The following is a 16,518-nucleotide window of genomic DNA, read 5'->3' on the forward strand; positions in this document are numbered from 1 at the left end:
TTGCAAAGAAGAAATCACTGTTTTTGTAAAAGATTTGAAAGAGCCGTTTCTAAATTTTGAAACTGAAACTCATAACCGGTAGAAAGAAGTCTTTCAGGTATCACATACTGTCCCTTAGTGATCACAACGGCTCCTTCTCCATAGAGCGCTTGTATAACGAAAGCAGGTACTTTAAAAAAATTAGGACGACTTAGTGTTTTTGCTAAAACCCTTGAAAACTCTTCGTTACTCACAGGCAAAGAAGATACTAAATTATAAGCACCTGATGCTGATTCTAATTGCATCAAGTGTAACATGGCAGAAATAAAATCCAATATATGTATCCAACTCATTCCTTGTTTTCCAGAAGCTATGGATCCGCCCACTCCCAGTAAAAAAGGAGGGATCATTTTTTCCAAAGCTCCGCCTTTAGGAGATAGAATGATTCCAGTTCGCAATATTAAGGATCGGATGCCTGCTGCCCGCAAAGGGAGAACTTGGTTTTCCCATTCTACACAAAGTTTAGCAAGGAAGTCGTCCCCTGGTTTTGAGTTTTCAGTAAAGGGAGAATGATCGCCTTCCGTCATTCCGTAATAACCAACGGCGCTAGAGTTCACAAAAACTTTTGGTGGAGATTTTAAATCCAAAACACGAGCGACAAGTCCTCTTGTAAAATCGATACGTGAGATCTCAATGAGTGTCTTTCTTTCTTCTGTCCATCTAACGCCCGCTATTGGCTCACCAACCAAATTGATGATGGCATCCAATCCTTCTAAGTCTGCTGTTTGTGGGAGGATACAAGAAACAAATTCCAAGTCAGGATAGGAGGAAAGTTCGGGAGGGAGGGAGGTTTTTCGTGAAAACACTCGGAAACGGTGCCCTTTGCGAGAGGCTGTTTCGATGAATGACCTACCAATTAGGCCAGTACCACCTAAAATTCCGATTTTCATACGTTCTCCTTTCGTTTCAGGTCATAAAAAAAGAAGTAGCCCATTTTTTTAGTAAACATAAGTTTTTCTTTCATATGAGACCTGCCATTGTCCTTCCCATCACCTTCGCCATTTCTCTACTTCTCTTCGGGAATTATTATCTATTTTCGGGAACAAAAAAAAAGATAAACGAGTATAAAGAAAATCCACCGTTTCGAATTGAAGACACAACGGGATCCAATGGCATTCACTTTTTGTTAGACAAAGATAAAAATACGGTTTGGAGAAAGAAACAAAATGGGAAGGAGGATTTTGATTTTTTCTTAGAAATGAAATTGTCACATTTTTGGAATGGAAGTCTATTCCTACCGAGACAGTTCCAAAACTTACATGTTTTTGCTTGCCCTGGGGAAAGTTTACCTTCATTTCAAATGCGATTTCTATTACGTGAAAGTATCAACGTAGATAAAGAACTAAGAATGCCAAAAGACGAACTAACATTCGTTTATCGGTTTGAAGAAAAAAACAGGTCCAAGGTTTCCATTTCCTTGTCCCAACTTTCCAAATTCCAAAAAGAAACAAACTACCCAGAGAATATTTTTATCCTCACACCAGAATTCAAACTGAATGCAGCAGAAGGTTGTATTTCGGAAGTCGAACTCGAGGAGGTTCCATGACAAACCCTCCCAATAAAATTTCCGAATCTCCTACCATTCCTAAATCAAAAACTGGGGATCGAAAATTTGATATCAGCTCTCTATTGGAAGATGGACCCCTTCCTCTATCGGGTGAAAAAAACCATTCCATAGGGCTCGATGAAAAATTAAGAAAGGCCTATTTTTGGATTACCAATTTTGCCATCATCAATCCGTTCTATGATATCGAATACAACGACACTCCCCCATTAAAATTTACTATTGGAGATTCTAAATCCACTATCACTCTTCCCACAGCTCAAAGTTATTCTAGTTTTGTTTTACTCCCCCTTCTCACTCTCATTGTCAGAGGTAAATGTTTGTTAGTTGGTGGCCCGGGAAGAGGAAAAACAGCTTCGGCCATTCTTATGGGAGTGATTGCCGGTTACCCCATCCGAGAAATCAAACGTGCCATCCAACATGGCCAACCCCAAATGACAATCACTGATCTACTCGGGAATCCACTGCCTAGTGATATGATGCAAGCCAAGTCCATGGATGAAATCAAAATCGCTTGGAGGAAGTGGCTTGGAATGCAAGTAAAGATCATCGATGAATACAATCGCATTCCCACAAGGACACAGTCTGCCCTTCTCACCATTATGGGAGACAACTATGCAGAAATTTATGACCAAATTTTTGAATGTCCGGATGCTGCTTGGTATCTCACTGCCAATGATGATGCAGGAGGAGGAACCTACCAGGTCATTGAAGCCCTTCGGGATCGGATTGATATTGTAGTCAAAGCCCCACACTTTAACACACGTTTTATTAAGGATTTGATCCAACGTGTGGAAGAAGGATACAAACCGGAGGCGCTCGTTCCCAAAGAAATTGTTTTTTCGGAAGAAGAAATCAAAACGATCAATGAAGAAATTCGAAATGTGGTTTTTCCACCGAAACTTCGCCGTAGGATGGAGTTTTTTACCTCCCAGTTTGAATTTATGGAATATGCGGGAGAACAATTAGAATACAAAACAAAAGACACCGCCAAATTGAGTACAGTTGACTTTGCAGCACTCAGCTCTTCCGAAACAGGGAAAGACAAAACAAAGGATTTAGGTTCCCAAACCAAAAATGGCCTCAGTGTTCGGGCCATTTTTACTTGTATCAATTATGCAAAGGCATTGGCTTATTTTCGTGGACTTGCTGAGGTGAGTTTGGACGATCTAAGCCATGTTTTACCTTTTGTTCTGCATGATAAATTAGTTCAAAATTCAGATTCACCTTTTTTTGAAGATGCAGATCACAAAGTGTATCGGAGTGACCGAGTGAGTTGGATTCGAAAACTCTTTAGTTTGTCCCTCAGCGAATACGATAGACTGGGTCTCGACAAAAACGATACCGTAAGCAATCTCTCGACTAAATTTGAAGAAGGTTTGGAAGGACTTTCGGCCAAGGACACCAAACAAAGATTAGTAGAAATTGAAAGAGAAATTGAGACGATGGCAAAACAAAGAAAGTTGTATGGGCATATGTTTGACGACTTATTACAACTCAAGTACCTACACCAAAGGTATACCAACTACCTCAAGTGGGCGGAATCAAATGTATGAACCAAAAGTCTTGGAAGGAGATCCTATTCAAAAATCGAGATGTTTGTAATAACCTTGTATTTGGTGAAAAAAAAACAAACTCTCATTTTTCAGAGGAATCCCTTGCCGAAACTTTAGCTCCCTTTTATAACTCAATCCCTGATGGAATAGATAAAACGGTTTCGGAAGAACTTGTCCTTTCTCAATTCCAAACTTTAGTGACACTGGTCTCGAAAAATTTCTTTAAACAGAACCCTCCCATCCCCAGTCTTTTTTTTGAAACCATACAGCTGTTTGGCTCACATCTCCAAGAGAACCTAACAGAATCCATATCTTACTTAGCCAATGTCCTTGTTAAAATTGAAGAACCAAAAAAGGAAGTTTTCTTAAAACGAATCCAATCTTTATCCAAAATCACTACTTCACTTGCCGAATGGAAAATCCTTTTGGTTGTCTTTGCCTGGGCCAGTGGAAAACCAGAATACAGACTGGAGGCAAAAACACAATTTGACTCTCTTTCCGCAACACTCAAAAAAGAAATCCAAACACTAGTGGGAATCACGGAAGAAACCCTAACCCACCCTTTTCCCAAAAGAAACAATCCTCCGAAAGAAACAGACCCCGTCCATTTCCGAGTGATTCCCGGATACACTTTGTTTGGTGGTCTGTTCCAAGAAATCCCATCTGTTCACGCGGAGTCTGATTCTGTGATTGTGGCATCGGGAACGGATTGTTTTTCATTATATTTGGATCAGTTTGGAACCAATGTGATCCCCAAAGAGAAAATTCTCACTCCTCCCAAACCAAATGGAACGATCCGATCCCCTTTTTGGAAACTAATTGTTAGCAAAAAACTAGATCCCAAAGAAATTTTATCTGCTGTGGAATCGGAAGAGTCCATCCTACTCACAGTATCACATTCGTATAATCTCTATTTGTTTTATTTAGGTTCCGCGTAGATGGACTTTGTAAAGACTTGGGAAAATCGTTGGGACGAGGCGCTCAAACTTTGGAGTGATTATGTTAAATTAACACCAGCTAAATTTTTATTTTCTGCATCGGAAGAAAAAGTTGAAGGATTAACTGGATCTTTTGCCGCCATACGTTTGTTAGATCACAGAGTCCTACTCTCCGTAGAACAAATCAAAAAATATAAACTAGAAGATTACCCCTTAGAAATCATGGGCCACGAAATTGGACACCATGTCTATTGCCCAGGAGATTTGGCCGACCAAGCCAAACTCATTTACCTGGCAGGGCTCGCACTCCCCCGACTCGAACACCTAACGGCAACCATTGTCAACGTCTATGAAGATCTTTATATCAATGACCATCTGAAACGTTACAACCAGTTACGGATGGAGGAAGTGTACCAAAGGATCGGAAAAAACAAAGATCGGTTCTGGAATTTTTATATGAGAACCTACGAATTGTTATGGGCTTTACCTTCCGAAACTTTGACAGAAGGAAAGGTAGATGATCAAATCCAATCGGATGCAAGCCTTGTTTGTCGTATGATTCGTAATTTCCCTAATGATTGGTCAAAAGGGATGTTTGATTTTGCGAGTATTTGTTTTCCTTATTTTTTCGATACAAAGGATGGGAACTCTTCGAATACTGGAAAAATATCTACCATCTTAGATACGTTAGATTCCGGAAAAGGAATGGCTCCGCCTTCAGGGATCACAGACATAGAAGTAGAATCGGAATTATTCCCCACCGAAATTGGATCCATGGCAAAAAGATCTTTAAATCCAGCAGATTTTTCATCCATTTGTAAGGCCATGGGAATTGAAGCCGAAATTTCGGACATTGTGTACAGATACTACAAAGACAAAGCGCTACCCTATCTCATCCCCTTTCCGGAACTCCGAACCCCTGGAGCCAAAGATGAAATTTTGGAAGGGAATGAACTTTGGGATCCGGGTTCTCCTATAGAACAAATCAATTGGATTGAATCCACAATCCGTAGTCCTATCGTGATTCCGGGATACACAACAGTAGAAGATCTGTATGGAGAAACAGAGTCTTATGAAGTGAAAAAGAATCCCATCGACTTAGACTTGTTTGTCGACTGCTCTGGATCCATGCCGAACCCGCAAACCAGTTTGTCTTATCTAACACTCGCTGGTGCCATCATCTCTTTATCGGCGTTACGAACGGGAAGTCATGTCCGTGTGACTTTATGGTCTGGCGAAAAAGAATATGAAACGACAAACGGATTTGTTAGAAATGAAAAAGAAATTTTAAAAGTGCTTACTGGATACTTTGGAGGTGGGACCTGTTTTCCTTTGGATCTATTGGAAGAAGGTTACAAAGAAAAACCAAAGCGAAAGAGGCATATCCTTGTCATTTCTGATGATGGGATCGATACTATGTTTACTCAAAACTACCCGATAAATCCAAGATACATTGCCAAAAATGCCTTAGAAAAAGCAGAGGGTGGCGGTTCCATGGTTTTACAACTCTACAATGGCAAAGGGAATTCGATCATTAATGAAATGGGGAATTCAGGATGGGAATTGTACCCCATTCAAAGTTGGGAAGACCTCATCCAATTCAGTAAAGATTTTGTGCACAGAAATTATGTTAGAAATCAGATACTACGTTAAACAGATTCTTAATTTCCCCATCCTATCTGTGGATTTTGAAACCGTATCCCTAGATGCTATATGGTTTGATGCCCTCATCACAAAAAGAAAAGGAATTCTTTCTCCTGTGTTTGGCAGGTCGCTTACCAAAATTACAAACCTGGACACCAAAGCCACTCACGTCCTTCTTTCTTATGTACTCTTTGATCCAGATTCAAAAATTCCTGAATTTGATTTCCAAAAATTAACAAAATTTCTTTTTGAAACAGTTCCTGAATTGTGTAAACTCGTTCATCCTTATACAGAATGGACAAAGGATGCAGAGAGGGCCGAGGAACTCATCCGAAGTTTGTTCCATGCCTTGGATTTATTACCAGCTAACGAAACAAAGGTTTATTTTGAAGATAGATACCGTTCGATTGATTCTAGAGAAAGACTACGAATTTTAGATCAAACTAAAAAAGCACAAGAACGAGCCAAAGAAATTCTTAGGCAAATGAAACAAAAAGAAGAGGAAGAAGCGGCCTCAAAATACAACCGTGAATGATAGAACCAAAAATCGAAATTCCCCTCTCATGACAGAAGTTTGGGCAGAGGAACTAGGGAAACTCATTCACTCAACGCATGCACCCATTTGGAATGCGAGTATCGGAGATAGAATCGAAAAAGAAGATTTTGATTTTGTTCAAAGTTTCAAAAAATCACTTTACCATTCCAAAGAAAACCAAAATTATCTGGATAAGAATGGAGCCATCCAGTTCCTCCGAAAGAACCAATTCCACTCTTCTTTTTTTAGAACCCAACTGGAAGGTTTATCCCCAGACGATGATTACGCATCAATCCCTTTCACCACAAGAGAAGACCTCCAAACAAAAATTACAGAAATCATTCCCAGTGATATGGACCTAACCCGAATGGTCGTCAATCCCACATCAGGGACAACAGGCCTACCGATTCTGGCACCAAACCATCCAAGAGCCGTAGGTTGTTATGTTCCTTTGATTGAATGGACTGTCGAAAGGTATGGTGTGGTTCCCAAACACAACCCAAAGTCTACTTTTGCGATCCAACTTTGTTACCAAGAAAAAACCATTGTATATGCAACAAATCATAGTTTGGCGGGTGGAGCTAAGTTTGCAAAAATCAACTTACATCCACTAGCTTGGAAAAATCCAAATGATATAGAAAAGTTCATTAAAGAATGTTCTCCACAAATCCTAACAGGAGATCCTTATGCTTTGGAGATGGCAATGAAAATGGGTTTGGATTACAAACCAGAGGTGATCCATTCCACAGCTCTAGAGTTAACAACAAGTTTACGAGAAAGACTAAAGAAACACTTCCAATGCCCCGTCATCAACTTCTATTCCTTAAATGAAACAGGACCCATTGCTTATGCTTGCCAGGCAAACCCCGATTGGATGCATATCCTTCCTCACGATATTTATGTAGAGATTGTATCAAACGAAACGGGAGAAGTTGAATCCACAGGGAATGTGGGCGAGATCGTAGTGACTGGAGGAAGAAATCCTTATCTACCCTTACTTCGGTACAAAACGGGAGACAGAGGAGAACTCCATTATGGTGTTTGTACTTGTGGGGATCATTTCCCTCGTCTGCGGTTGTTATCTGGCAGAAAGCCAGTTTATTTTACAAAACCAAACGAAGAAACCGTCAACCCCATTGACGTGGCAAGAATCCTCCGACGAAATCCACATATCTACCAGTTCCAAGTGGAACAATTCACAAAAAGGAACTTTATTTGTCGGGTCTCCGCCTCGAGTGAATTTTCAGAGCTAACATACATAAGTGGGACCTCAGGATCTACCACCCAGGGTAATACTCTCCAAATTCAATTACAATTGGAACTTGAATCTCTTTTTGGTTTTGGTTCCGAGGTTCAAATTGACACCAAATTTCAGTTAGATGGGAAAAAACAAATCGCATTTATCAATTCTTATTTAGAAAGATCGGAAAAAACACAATGACCCATGGCTTAGTTCTTGGAAAATTCTATCCCCCGCACAAAGGGCATATCCACCTCATCACGGAAGCAAAAAAATCCTGCGAGGAACTGACGGTTCTTGTTTGTTCCTTAGAAGCAGAACTGATTCCTGGGGAACTAAGATTCGAATGGATGCAAACTCTCCTCCCAGATCCCAAGATCCATTTGGTCTGGGTCCAAGATGAAAATCCCCAATACCCAGACGAACATCCAAATTTCTGGAATCTCTGGCGAGAAACGATCGAAAGTCACACGAAAAGGAAAGTGGATTTCCTTTTTACATCCGAAGAATATGGAGATCCACTTTCGAAAGTGCTGGGATGTGAACACAAACTCATTGACCTGGAACGAAAGACATTCCCGGTGTCAGCCTCTAAAATCAGAGAATCTCCCCTAACCGATTGGGAATGGATTCCCGAACTCATCAGGCCTTACTTTGTCAAACGCATTGTCCTTACAGGGAGTGAGTCGGTAGGCAAAACGAGTTTAGCTGCGACTTTAGCAAAACATTTCCAAACCAATTGGATTCCCGAATTTGCCCGCGAGTATTTGGAATCCAAAGAAAGTCCTATGGACGAATCTGATTTTTTACCAATTGGCCAAGGGCATTTGCTCTCGGAAGTGGAAGCCGCAAAGACTGCAAATGGAATTTTATTTTTAGATACGGACCTACTCACAACCAAAGTGTATTTGGAAAGGTATTACGCGTCTGAAATTCCTTGGCTCACGGAACGAGCATTAGGTTTAAAATACGACGACTCTCTTTTTTTGGACATTGATATCCCTTGGATGGAAGACAAACTGCGAGATTTAGGGGAAGAACGCGAACCCATGCGAAAACGTTTTTTACAAGCGATGCAAGATGCGAATCGTAATTTCCATTGGATCCGGGGGAATTATGCAGAACGGGAGAGACAAGCGATAGAAATTGTAAACCAAATCAAAACCCTTCCCATGAACCCGGAATCGTTTACAACAAAGCAGAGGACTTTACGTAATTTTGAATGATGTCCTGAGAAAGGATCTCTCCCGTTTTTATATGCTTCATATCAAAGAGAGTGGTTCCTGTGGAATGATTGTCCGTATTTTTGGGGCCTCTATGATTTCGGATCGCCTCTCCCAAAACCAGACGAATCTCCAGACTAAAGCGTGAGAACCCTTGGTTGTTTTCTTCAGTTCCATGTAAGTGGTGAGAAGAAAATAAAAAGTAATCCCCAAAATCTCCCGAAACAGAAAATCGGTGGGGATCATTCGGGAAGGCATCTGGTTTAGGAAAAACCTTTTCCGCCAAACGGGAATGAGTTGATGCTTGGAATCCACCCGTTTCCATCCAATGCGAATAATCAAAGAGATGGGAATTGTTCGAAATGGGTGTGGAAAAATAAGATGGATAAATCGCAAACCCCGCCCCCGGTTTGACAAGAGTGATCGGGATCCAAAGGTTGATTTGGTTTTCAGGATTGGCATACCAAGGATCTCGATGGATGTATAAAACAGACTCGGAACCAGAGGCCATATGAAACCCCGCCGGTACACAACGAAGTCTAAATAAATCCACATACAGATCATCCGGATCCATATCAAAAGATTCGAACAACGGAAAAAGATAGAGTTTTAAAGACTGGTCTTCATAAATCCTGGTTCGGATTTGTTTCATTCGTCGCGTAAGTTCGAAGTACGAAATTTGGGAACTGACAACGACAGGATCCCCTTCCGAGAACTCTTCGTTTATGTATTGTTTGATGGTATTTAAAAAAGAGAAGGATGGATTTGGGAATCTACCAGAGAAGGTTTCTCCGGCAAACAACGATTCAAGTAACATTGTCCTTGGTTTGTTTCTCGATCTCTGCTTTGAGTTCAATGATACTCATATACAAATTTGCAAATGTTGTAAGTTGGTTCATGGCATCCTGGAGGCCTGCCTTAAATAAAAGTCCGTTGTCCATATGTTCCCGAAAGATGGTAAGCGGGTTTTCCGCCTCCATACTCTCGACTGTTTTTTGGTAAGATTCCATAAGTTCCCTTTTATCGATAAGAGACTCTGGAACCTTCCAACCATTGGACAACCGACTCATAAAAAACTATCTACCTTCGACTTCTAGAAGTTTGGTGGCCTTTACAAGAATACGAGTGACAACATAAAAAACGACACCAAATCCCAAAAACCAAGTATGGAAAGGTTTCCAAATTCCAGTGATGTCTGTCGCACGGAGTGCTGGTTCTTGGTAGTAAACTTGGATCAAATCAAAAATAGTAAATATGACTATAATTCCAAATAAACTTGGGTATTCTCGTTTCCAAATATTTCGGAAGGAAAAACCTAAATTAGGTTTTTTATATCCAGAAAGTCTAGGAATGAAAGCAGGAGTTTTGTCCGCCCACTCCAAATACCCTTTTGCAAATTTGCCACGAAGGAAGTATTCTTCAGCGAATATAATTCTTTCGTAATATAGATAAAAGAACATGATGTAAACGAGTGCAAAAGCAAAATCCCGAAGGATAAACACGGGCCCAAGATACATCAGAAAATTCCCTACATAAAGTGGGTGTCTCACCAAAGAGTAAATTCCTGATTGGTTTACCACATCAGCAACTTGTTGTTTTGTGTTTCTGCCGGAAGTGTTTTTGGGAGTATATCCAATCGTAAAACATCTAACAAAAAGTCCCGCAAAACTTACAAGAAATGCACCACCAAGCCAATATAAATTGGAGTTATAGTTACCTTGAAAATAAGGAACATACGGTAGATACAGTAAGGAAAGGAACAAAATAACTCCTGGAATGTAGGAGCGCCATCGGAAGAGAAAATTGCCTTGTTGGTTGAGTTCTTCTATAAGTGCCATGTGAATTCGTACTTGCTTCCTTTGATTAATCTGTCAGCTTTCGTCCTATGTCAATCAAATCCTTTATCCCTGCAAAGTTCAATCTCCCTGCTTTATGGTTCACGGATCTGACTCTACCCGTTCTCAATAAAATGCTCCACAACCTCGAATCCATCGAGATCTCAAGTTCCGACCAAAAGACATTAAAATCCTTTCAAAAAGAACGACTGCTCTATATCTCCAATCACCCGACAACCAAAGAACCAGGAGTGGCCTACCATTCGGCAAACATTATGGGTTCAAGGTTTCATTATATGGCCGCAAGAGAGGTATTCGAATGGGCCTATGGATTTGTGGGTGACTTCATCCAATCCATCGGGGCCTATTCAGTGTTAGCTGGAGCACCAGACCGCGAGTCTCTCAAAGCCTCAAGAGAAATACTTGCATCAAGTGGGGGAAAACTCGCCCTATTCCCAGAAGGGGAACCCACAAGTGGCATGAATGATACCCTTCTCCCTTTCCAACCTGGGGTGGCACAACTGGGATTTTGGGGGCTGGAAGATGCTCTCAAAAAAGACCCCGAAGCAAAGATATGGATTTTACCCACCTTCGTTAAGTACAGAATGACCGGGTCTATCGATTCCATGCAAAAAGACATCGACCAAACGATCTCCAAGATGGAACAGAAGTTAGGAATCGAAAAAACAGGAAAAGATATCGTTCATCGATTTTTATCTGTAGGAAAACGCATGATCGAAAGAGAAGAAAAAGAGTATGGAGTTCCTGTCGAAGAAGGTAGGGCCGACGACTTTGATTACCGTTTAGGACGAATGCGTCATGCCATGCTCGACAATATTGCAAGAAAAGCTACCATTCCTAAATGGGATGCAGACGCCAATGCCATCGAAAAATTAAGACGGATCTTAAGTGTTCTCGAAATGGTATCTGTTGGGATGCCCGATCCAAACGGCGAACTACCAAGCCTAGAGATGGCAACTTGGGCAAGAAAGGCTGCGACAAAAGCTTATGACTTTATTACTATTCAAACTGCTTATATCAAAGAACTCCCCAGTGCCGAACGTTTGTATGAGTTTTTATATCGTTACGAAAATGAACTTTTTGGGGAATTTAGCCCCAGACCTCACAGAGCGGTTGTTAGATTCGGAACGCCATTCACGATCAATGAGTATTTAAGTTCTTATAAAGAAGACAAAAAGAAAACGCTAGATTCCATTACAGATCGTCTAAGGAAAGAGTTACAAACAATGCTTGTGGAAGAAAAATCCAAATCCAATCCTTTGTTTCCGAGCCAATATATTTTTTAATGGAACCATTCAGTCTAGAACAAGTTAAGGATTGGGTCGACCATTCCAAACCCATAGAAATGACAACCTATGGGGCATCCAAAGTATTGGATGAGAACTTGGTCAAATTGTTAGACTCACTGACAGAAAAATACGGAATCCCAGACCTATCCGCCATTCTTTTCACGATCGTCAAAGACTTAATCCTCAACGGTTTTAAAGCCAATTTCAAAAGACTATTCTTTCAAGAGAACCAACTCGACATCCAGTCTCCCGCCGACTATGAATTAGGTGTTAGGATGTATAAAAGCCTGATCCTTTCTGGGCGTGGAAACACATTTGAACCCTTGGCTCGTGAAAAAAATCTCTATGTTCATCTCAAAATCGAACATAACGAAACCCAAATTAAATTTGATGTCAGAAACAATACAACCCTAGTGCGAGGAGAGATGCAAAAGATTCGAAATTCTCTATTACATGCACAGAACTACAACGACATCATGGAATACTATATCGAGAGAGGAGACAATTCCGAAGGAGAAGGGATTGGGATTGCCCTCTGTGTCATCTTACTCAAAGGGGAAGGCCTTCCCACAGACCAATTTCGGATCTACCATGAGGATGGAGAAACCATTGCCCAACTCACAATCCCACTGAAGAAAGGCTAGCCCAAAGAAACACATCCCACATTTTGGATTTATGGGTTCTGCTACTGTCCTTTCAAATGATTCCATTCCTAAAGTTCTCTCCGACATCGTTGCCAACGAAACAAACCATGCTCTTTGGTTGAATACACTTTCTCTTTTAGAACACCTGGGTTCGAGAAAAATCCTTCTCACCCAATCCAGTGAAGAAACATCGGAGATGATTTTAAAACATGCCACCGAAGAAGCAAGGCATGCCCTCTTCTTTAAAAAAGCAGCCCGAACCATAAAACCCAGTTTCCAATCGGGATACCAAAACTCCGCACTGGTTAGGGGAACGGCGGCAAGAATTTATTTCGCAAAACTAGACACCCTTGTCCGTCGTAGCCTACGCAAAGTTTTTACGGACGAAAAACAATTCACCTACCTTGCTTATTTGTACACCACAACAGTGATTGAAAAACGGGCCATGGTCGTCTATGCAGCGTACGACGAAATTTTGGACAAAACCGGTTCTCCCATCCGCCTAACCAACCTGATTTTAGAAGAGGAAGGCCACCTTTCCGAGATGAGTTCCGAAATGTTCCGCCTCGACCCGGAAGCCACGGAACGATTGGCGAATTTAGAGGCAGAAGAAGCGAAGATTTTTACCCGATTTTGGCTCCAAATCCGTGAATTCTCACTGAATTAAAAAAGGCTTGCGGAAAAAATCCGAGCCTGGTTTTCTTCAACCATCTTCATGCGACATAATACTATTATTGGATCTTTGAGAAAATGGGATTAGAAGTCTTTTTATTGCCTTTTTTGGCCAGTGTTGCCGTGACTATTGGGCTTCGTCGTTTGGACAAGTCCAACACCAAACTGTCCCAACTCAAACGTTATGCGTCCAAATTGACGGACGAAATCCAAGGTGTCGCCCTCCAAAAGATCCAACTCGTGAAAGATGCCGGCATTGACCTCGACATCCTTGTCAAACAATCCCGCAAAGTTGCTGAAGACATCCAGCATTTGAGTTCCGAGTCCCGCGACCTATTCGAAAAAATCCGTGCGAGTAAAGACTACCTTTCTTCTCTATCGGGAGAGATGGAACAAATCCAAGATTTGAGTAACCAAGTCCGTCGTGAAAAACAATACATGGAAGAAGGACTCTCTCAAATCAATACCCACAAACGAGAGTTACGTGAAGTTTCCGAAGATATGGAATCCCTTCACAACGAATCTATTTCTATGTTGGATTCTTTTCAAAATAAACTCAACCTTCGTAGTGATGAGATTTTACAATCTGTTGCACAGAAGATGGTGGAACTCGAAAGCCTACTCGAAACCAAATCCGATTACCTAGATAACTCACTTTCTAAGATTGCTGAGACGGCCCGCGAAAAACTTTTATCCCATGCAGATGTCATGGTGAACGAAACAGCAGGTCGCCTAGACCATGCCCGTAAAGAAATGGATCTACTCCTTGATTCCATGAAAAATGCCCAAGGGGATTTGGATGTTCGCCTAACAAAGTTCGAAGATACATCCTCCCTACTTTCTGATAAAGTCGATAAGTTTGATGAAAGGTTGGAAGAAAAATACCAACGTGCTTCAGGGAAACTAGAAGAGAAAGTAAACTTACTCGATAAAAAAATCCAAGAACGTTTTGATTCTATCTTTGACCAAGTCACTCATACCAAAGATTCCTTTATGAAGGGACTTTCTCAAGAGACTGATGCCATCAAAAGGGAAATTGAAGACCTATCTCTCGAAACACTTTCCAAACGAGATGACATCATCAATGAAACGAGAAGGCAAGCAGATGGAATCAACCAAACCATCATCCAATTCCAAGAAAAATATTTGGAAGCAGAAAACAAACTCCTTCGCCAAGCGGACATCCGCAAACAAGAACTCATTCGTGAAATCGAAGCTTTCTCTGAAGAATTCCACCGCATTTCGGAAGATCTAAAAGAAGAAGCAAGTTCTTTGAAAAAAAGTGCTCTCCAAGAATTAAAAGACTTCGATCGCGAGTTGGATACAGTTCGCTCTAATCAAGAAACAGTCATCAAAACCTCTCTCTTTGAACTTCGCAAAGAACTCGAAGAAAGAATGAATTCTGATTTCAAACTCCAAAAAACAGAGATGGAATCAGATCTAGAAACAGTGCAGTCGCAGGTTAAATACTTAAGTGAATCCATCACGGCTCAAACCAAAGACGTAGATGATTACGTAGAAGAGTTAAAATCGGCTCTACGTGAATCGGCACATGAAATCTTAGAAACAGCAGAAGAAAAAGCCAAAGAATCCGAAGAAATTGTTACCGAAAAGATTCGTATCGCCAATGCCAGCTTGGAACAGTTTGTCAGCAAATGGGAAGACGAACTGGAAAAGATGCGTGGGGACCAAAACTATAGCATCGAAAGACTCCAAGACCGACTCAAAGAAATTCATGTGGAAGGGGCTGACCTACTCGGAGAATTCCAAAACCAATTCCAAAAAGCAAAATCCAATTTGGAAATTGTAGCCGAGTCCAAAACCAAGGAAAGTATTTCTCGTTTGGAAGACGAAGCGAAACTGGCTCGTAGTGAAGTGGACCGAATTCTCAAACACTTAGAAGAATCGGGAGAGTCTTTCTTCAATTTACAAGAAGAGAAAATGGACAGACTCAATGAAACCATTGATTCCAAAATCTCTCACCAATTGACAAAACTTTTGGACAAAGGAAATATCCAACTCGGTCAACTCGAAGAAAAAATCACAAACCACCTAAGCAGCGTCAAACGCAATTTAGACGAAAGTATTAAACGTTCCAAAGACGAATCCAAAAAACAAATTGAAACTTACCAAAGGGATTACGAAAAGTCTTTCAAAGAAATTGCAAAAGAAAGCCAAGAATTCTTAAAAGAAAGTTTGGATCGTTTCCAAGATTTAAAACTCGAAATTAGAGACGGTTTAGAAGACCTGAACGATACCAAAGAAGAAACTCTCTCTAGTTTCCAATCCGAAATGGGAACACTGAAAGATGAGATTTTAACTCTTTCCAGTGAACTCGAAACAGTAAAAGAACATTCTGATTTATTTGCATCCGCCAAACAGATCGCAGACGAGTCAAACCGTGCCGTAGAAGAAATCTCGGAAGCCCTTAGAGCTCTAGAAAAAGGCCGACCGGACATTGACCTTTACCAATCTGCTATTTCTGAATTTTCGGAACTTAGAAAAGAAATCGCAAGTGAACTCGAGAATCTAAAAGAAGCACAGTTCCAATCAGAAGATATCGACAAACAAGTACAAATCCTTGCATCGAACCTGGTCCATGTTTCCGAAACGATGGAAGGTTTTGAACAAAGCCTAGCAGAGATTGGTTCTATCGAAACCCGAGTGACCAAACTCACCACCGAACAATCGAAAATTGAATCCTTCCTTTCTTCCTTACAAGAATCACAAGATTCGGTTTTCCATTTGGTAGAAAACTTAGAAGGCCAAAAACACAATGCACGGGAACTCCAAGCCCGCCTCGACATCCTCGACCGCGAAATCGAAGTGGTGGAAGCTCGGGAAAAAGAACTCACAGAAACCATTCGCCAAGCAGAAAACCGCACATCCTTCCTTGTGGAACGAGAAGCACAGATTGATTCTGTAGAACGCAAATTTGACAAAATTGAAGAGCTGCTAGGTGACCTCTCTGACCGCCACCGCCAAATCCTCACACTCCAAAAACGATTGGAAGACCTGAAGGAATCCTCAAGAGAAACCAAGGACGATTTAGAATCACTCTTAGGAGAGGCAGACGAAACCTTCGAAAAACTCTCCGAATTCCTGGATATTGTTCAGGGAGCCATGCAAAGCCCGGTCCCAGCAGGGAAATCTGACCGAAAAGTTTCGGGAAATCCCCTTGTCGAGAGAAAAAGAGCCACCATCCAGAGCCTCCACGACAACTACCAGTGGTCTTCTGAGGCAATCAGCGAAAAATTAAATATTGAAAAATCCCTCGTAGATAGCATCCTCGGAGTTAGAAAGAAATAAAACCGAGGT

General features: G+C 41.1%; 15 protein-coding genes. 11 read left to right on the forward strand and 4 right to left on the reverse strand.

The window, feature by feature from the left end; genetic code table 11:
- Positions 1–14: 14 nt before the first annotated feature.
- A complete protein-coding gene (locus JWG41_RS13175) occupies positions 15–929 on the reverse strand; it encodes a TIGR01777 family oxidoreductase (RefSeq protein ID WP_205270399.1) in 915 nt (304 codons plus the stop codon).
- A gap of 74 nt (positions 930–1,003) precedes the next feature.
- Here JWG41_RS13175 and JWG41_RS13180 point away from each other — a divergent pair, with 74 nt between their 5' ends.
- Genes JWG41_RS13180 through JWG41_RS13210 form a run of 7 tightly spaced genes read left to right on the forward strand, consistent with a single transcriptional unit; the run spans position 1,004 to position 8,742 of the window.
- Positions 1,004–1,585 (forward strand): hypothetical protein, encoded by a 582-nt coding sequence (locus tag JWG41_RS13180; RefSeq protein WP_205270400.1) that lies wholly within the window; start codon positions 1,004–1,006, stop codon positions 1,583–1,585.
- Positions 1,582–3,159, forward strand: coding sequence for an AAA family ATPase (locus JWG41_RS13185; protein ID WP_205270401.1), 1,578 nt, complete (start codon positions 1,582–1,584; stop codon positions 3,157–3,159). The genes JWG41_RS13180 and JWG41_RS13185 overlap by 4 nt, the downstream gene beginning before the upstream one ends.
- Positions 3,156–4,097, forward strand: coding sequence for a hypothetical protein (locus tag JWG41_RS13190; RefSeq protein ID WP_205270402.1), 942 nt, complete (start codon positions 3,156–3,158; stop codon positions 4,095–4,097). The genes JWG41_RS13185 and JWG41_RS13190 overlap by 4 nt, the downstream gene beginning before the upstream one ends.
- On the forward strand, positions 4,098–5,750 hold the full coding sequence (locus JWG41_RS13195; protein ID WP_205270403.1) for a vWA domain-containing protein: 1,653 nt from the start codon (positions 4,098–4,100) through the stop codon (positions 5,748–5,750).
- On the forward strand, positions 5,725–6,276 hold the full coding sequence (locus JWG41_RS13200) for a hypothetical protein (RefSeq protein WP_205270404.1): 552 nt from the start codon (positions 5,725–5,727) through the stop codon (positions 6,274–6,276). The genes JWG41_RS13195 and JWG41_RS13200 overlap by 26 nt, the downstream gene beginning before the upstream one ends.
- The gene (locus JWG41_RS13205; RefSeq protein ID WP_332461297.1) at positions 6,269–7,717 is read left to right on the forward strand and encodes a phenylacetate--CoA ligase family protein; all 1,449 of its coding nucleotides are present in this window, start codon (positions 6,269–6,271) and stop codon (positions 7,715–7,717) included. The genes JWG41_RS13200 and JWG41_RS13205 overlap by 8 nt, the downstream gene beginning before the upstream one ends.
- Positions 7,714–8,742 carry an AAA family ATPase gene (locus JWG41_RS13210; RefSeq protein WP_205270405.1) on the forward strand — a complete coding sequence of 343 codons (1,029 nt, stop codon included), beginning with the start codon at positions 7,714–7,716 and terminating at the stop codon, positions 8,740–8,742. The genes JWG41_RS13205 and JWG41_RS13210 overlap by 4 nt, the downstream gene beginning before the upstream one ends.
- On the opposite strand, the gene JWG41_RS13215 is transcribed toward JWG41_RS13210, so the two are convergent.
- The 3 genes from JWG41_RS13215 to lmtA are packed head-to-tail and all read right to left on the reverse strand — an operon-like array spanning position 8,705 to position 10,577.
- Entirely contained in the window at positions 8,705–9,556 is an 852-nt protein-coding gene (locus JWG41_RS13215) for a hypothetical protein (protein ID WP_205270406.1), read from the reverse strand. The two genes, JWG41_RS13210 and JWG41_RS13215, sit on opposite strands and share 38 nt — an antisense overlap.
- Positions 9,546–9,809: a hypothetical protein gene (locus tag JWG41_RS13220; RefSeq protein ID WP_205270407.1), complete on the reverse strand. Its 264-nt coding sequence runs from the start codon at positions 9,807–9,809 to the stop codon at positions 9,546–9,548. The genes JWG41_RS13215 and JWG41_RS13220 overlap by 11 nt, the downstream gene beginning before the upstream one ends.
- 6 nt (positions 9,810–9,815) lie before the next feature.
- A complete protein-coding gene (lmtA, locus tag JWG41_RS13225; RefSeq protein WP_205270408.1) occupies positions 9,816–10,577 on the reverse strand; it encodes a lipid A Kdo2 1-phosphate O-methyltransferase in 762 nt (253 codons plus the stop codon).
- Positions 10,578–10,624: 47 nt separating this feature from the next.
- Between lmtA and JWG41_RS13230 the strand changes: the two genes are divergently transcribed.
- The 4 genes from JWG41_RS13230 (at position 10,625) to JWG41_RS13245 (ending at position 16,509) form a co-directional block, all read left to right on the forward strand.
- The gene (locus JWG41_RS13230; RefSeq protein WP_205270409.1) at positions 10,625–11,881 is read left to right on the forward strand and encodes a 1-acyl-sn-glycerol-3-phosphate acyltransferase; all 1,257 of its coding nucleotides are present in this window, start codon (positions 10,625–10,627) and stop codon (positions 11,879–11,881) included.
- Positions 11,881–12,528: a hypothetical protein gene (locus JWG41_RS13235; protein ID WP_205270410.1), complete on the forward strand. Its 648-nt coding sequence runs from the start codon at positions 11,881–11,883 to the stop codon at positions 12,526–12,528. Before JWG41_RS13230 ends, JWG41_RS13235 begins: the two co-directional genes overlap by 1 nt.
- A gap of 31 nt (positions 12,529–12,559) precedes the next feature.
- Positions 12,560–13,195, forward strand: coding sequence for a rubrerythrin (locus JWG41_RS13240; protein WP_205270411.1), 636 nt, complete (start codon positions 12,560–12,562; stop codon positions 13,193–13,195).
- Between the two features lie 83 nt (positions 13,196–13,278).
- On the forward strand, positions 13,279–16,509 hold the full coding sequence (locus JWG41_RS13245; RefSeq protein ID WP_205270412.1) for a SpiroCoCo family coiled-coil protein: 3,231 nt from the start codon (positions 13,279–13,281) through the stop codon (positions 16,507–16,509).
- Positions 16,510–16,518: the final 9 nt, after the last annotated feature.

Source organism: Leptospira chreensis, assembly GCF_016919165.1.
In the GTDB taxonomy this organism is placed as follows: Bacteria; Spirochaetota; Leptospiria; order Leptospirales; family Leptospiraceae; genus Leptospira_A; species Leptospira_A chreensis.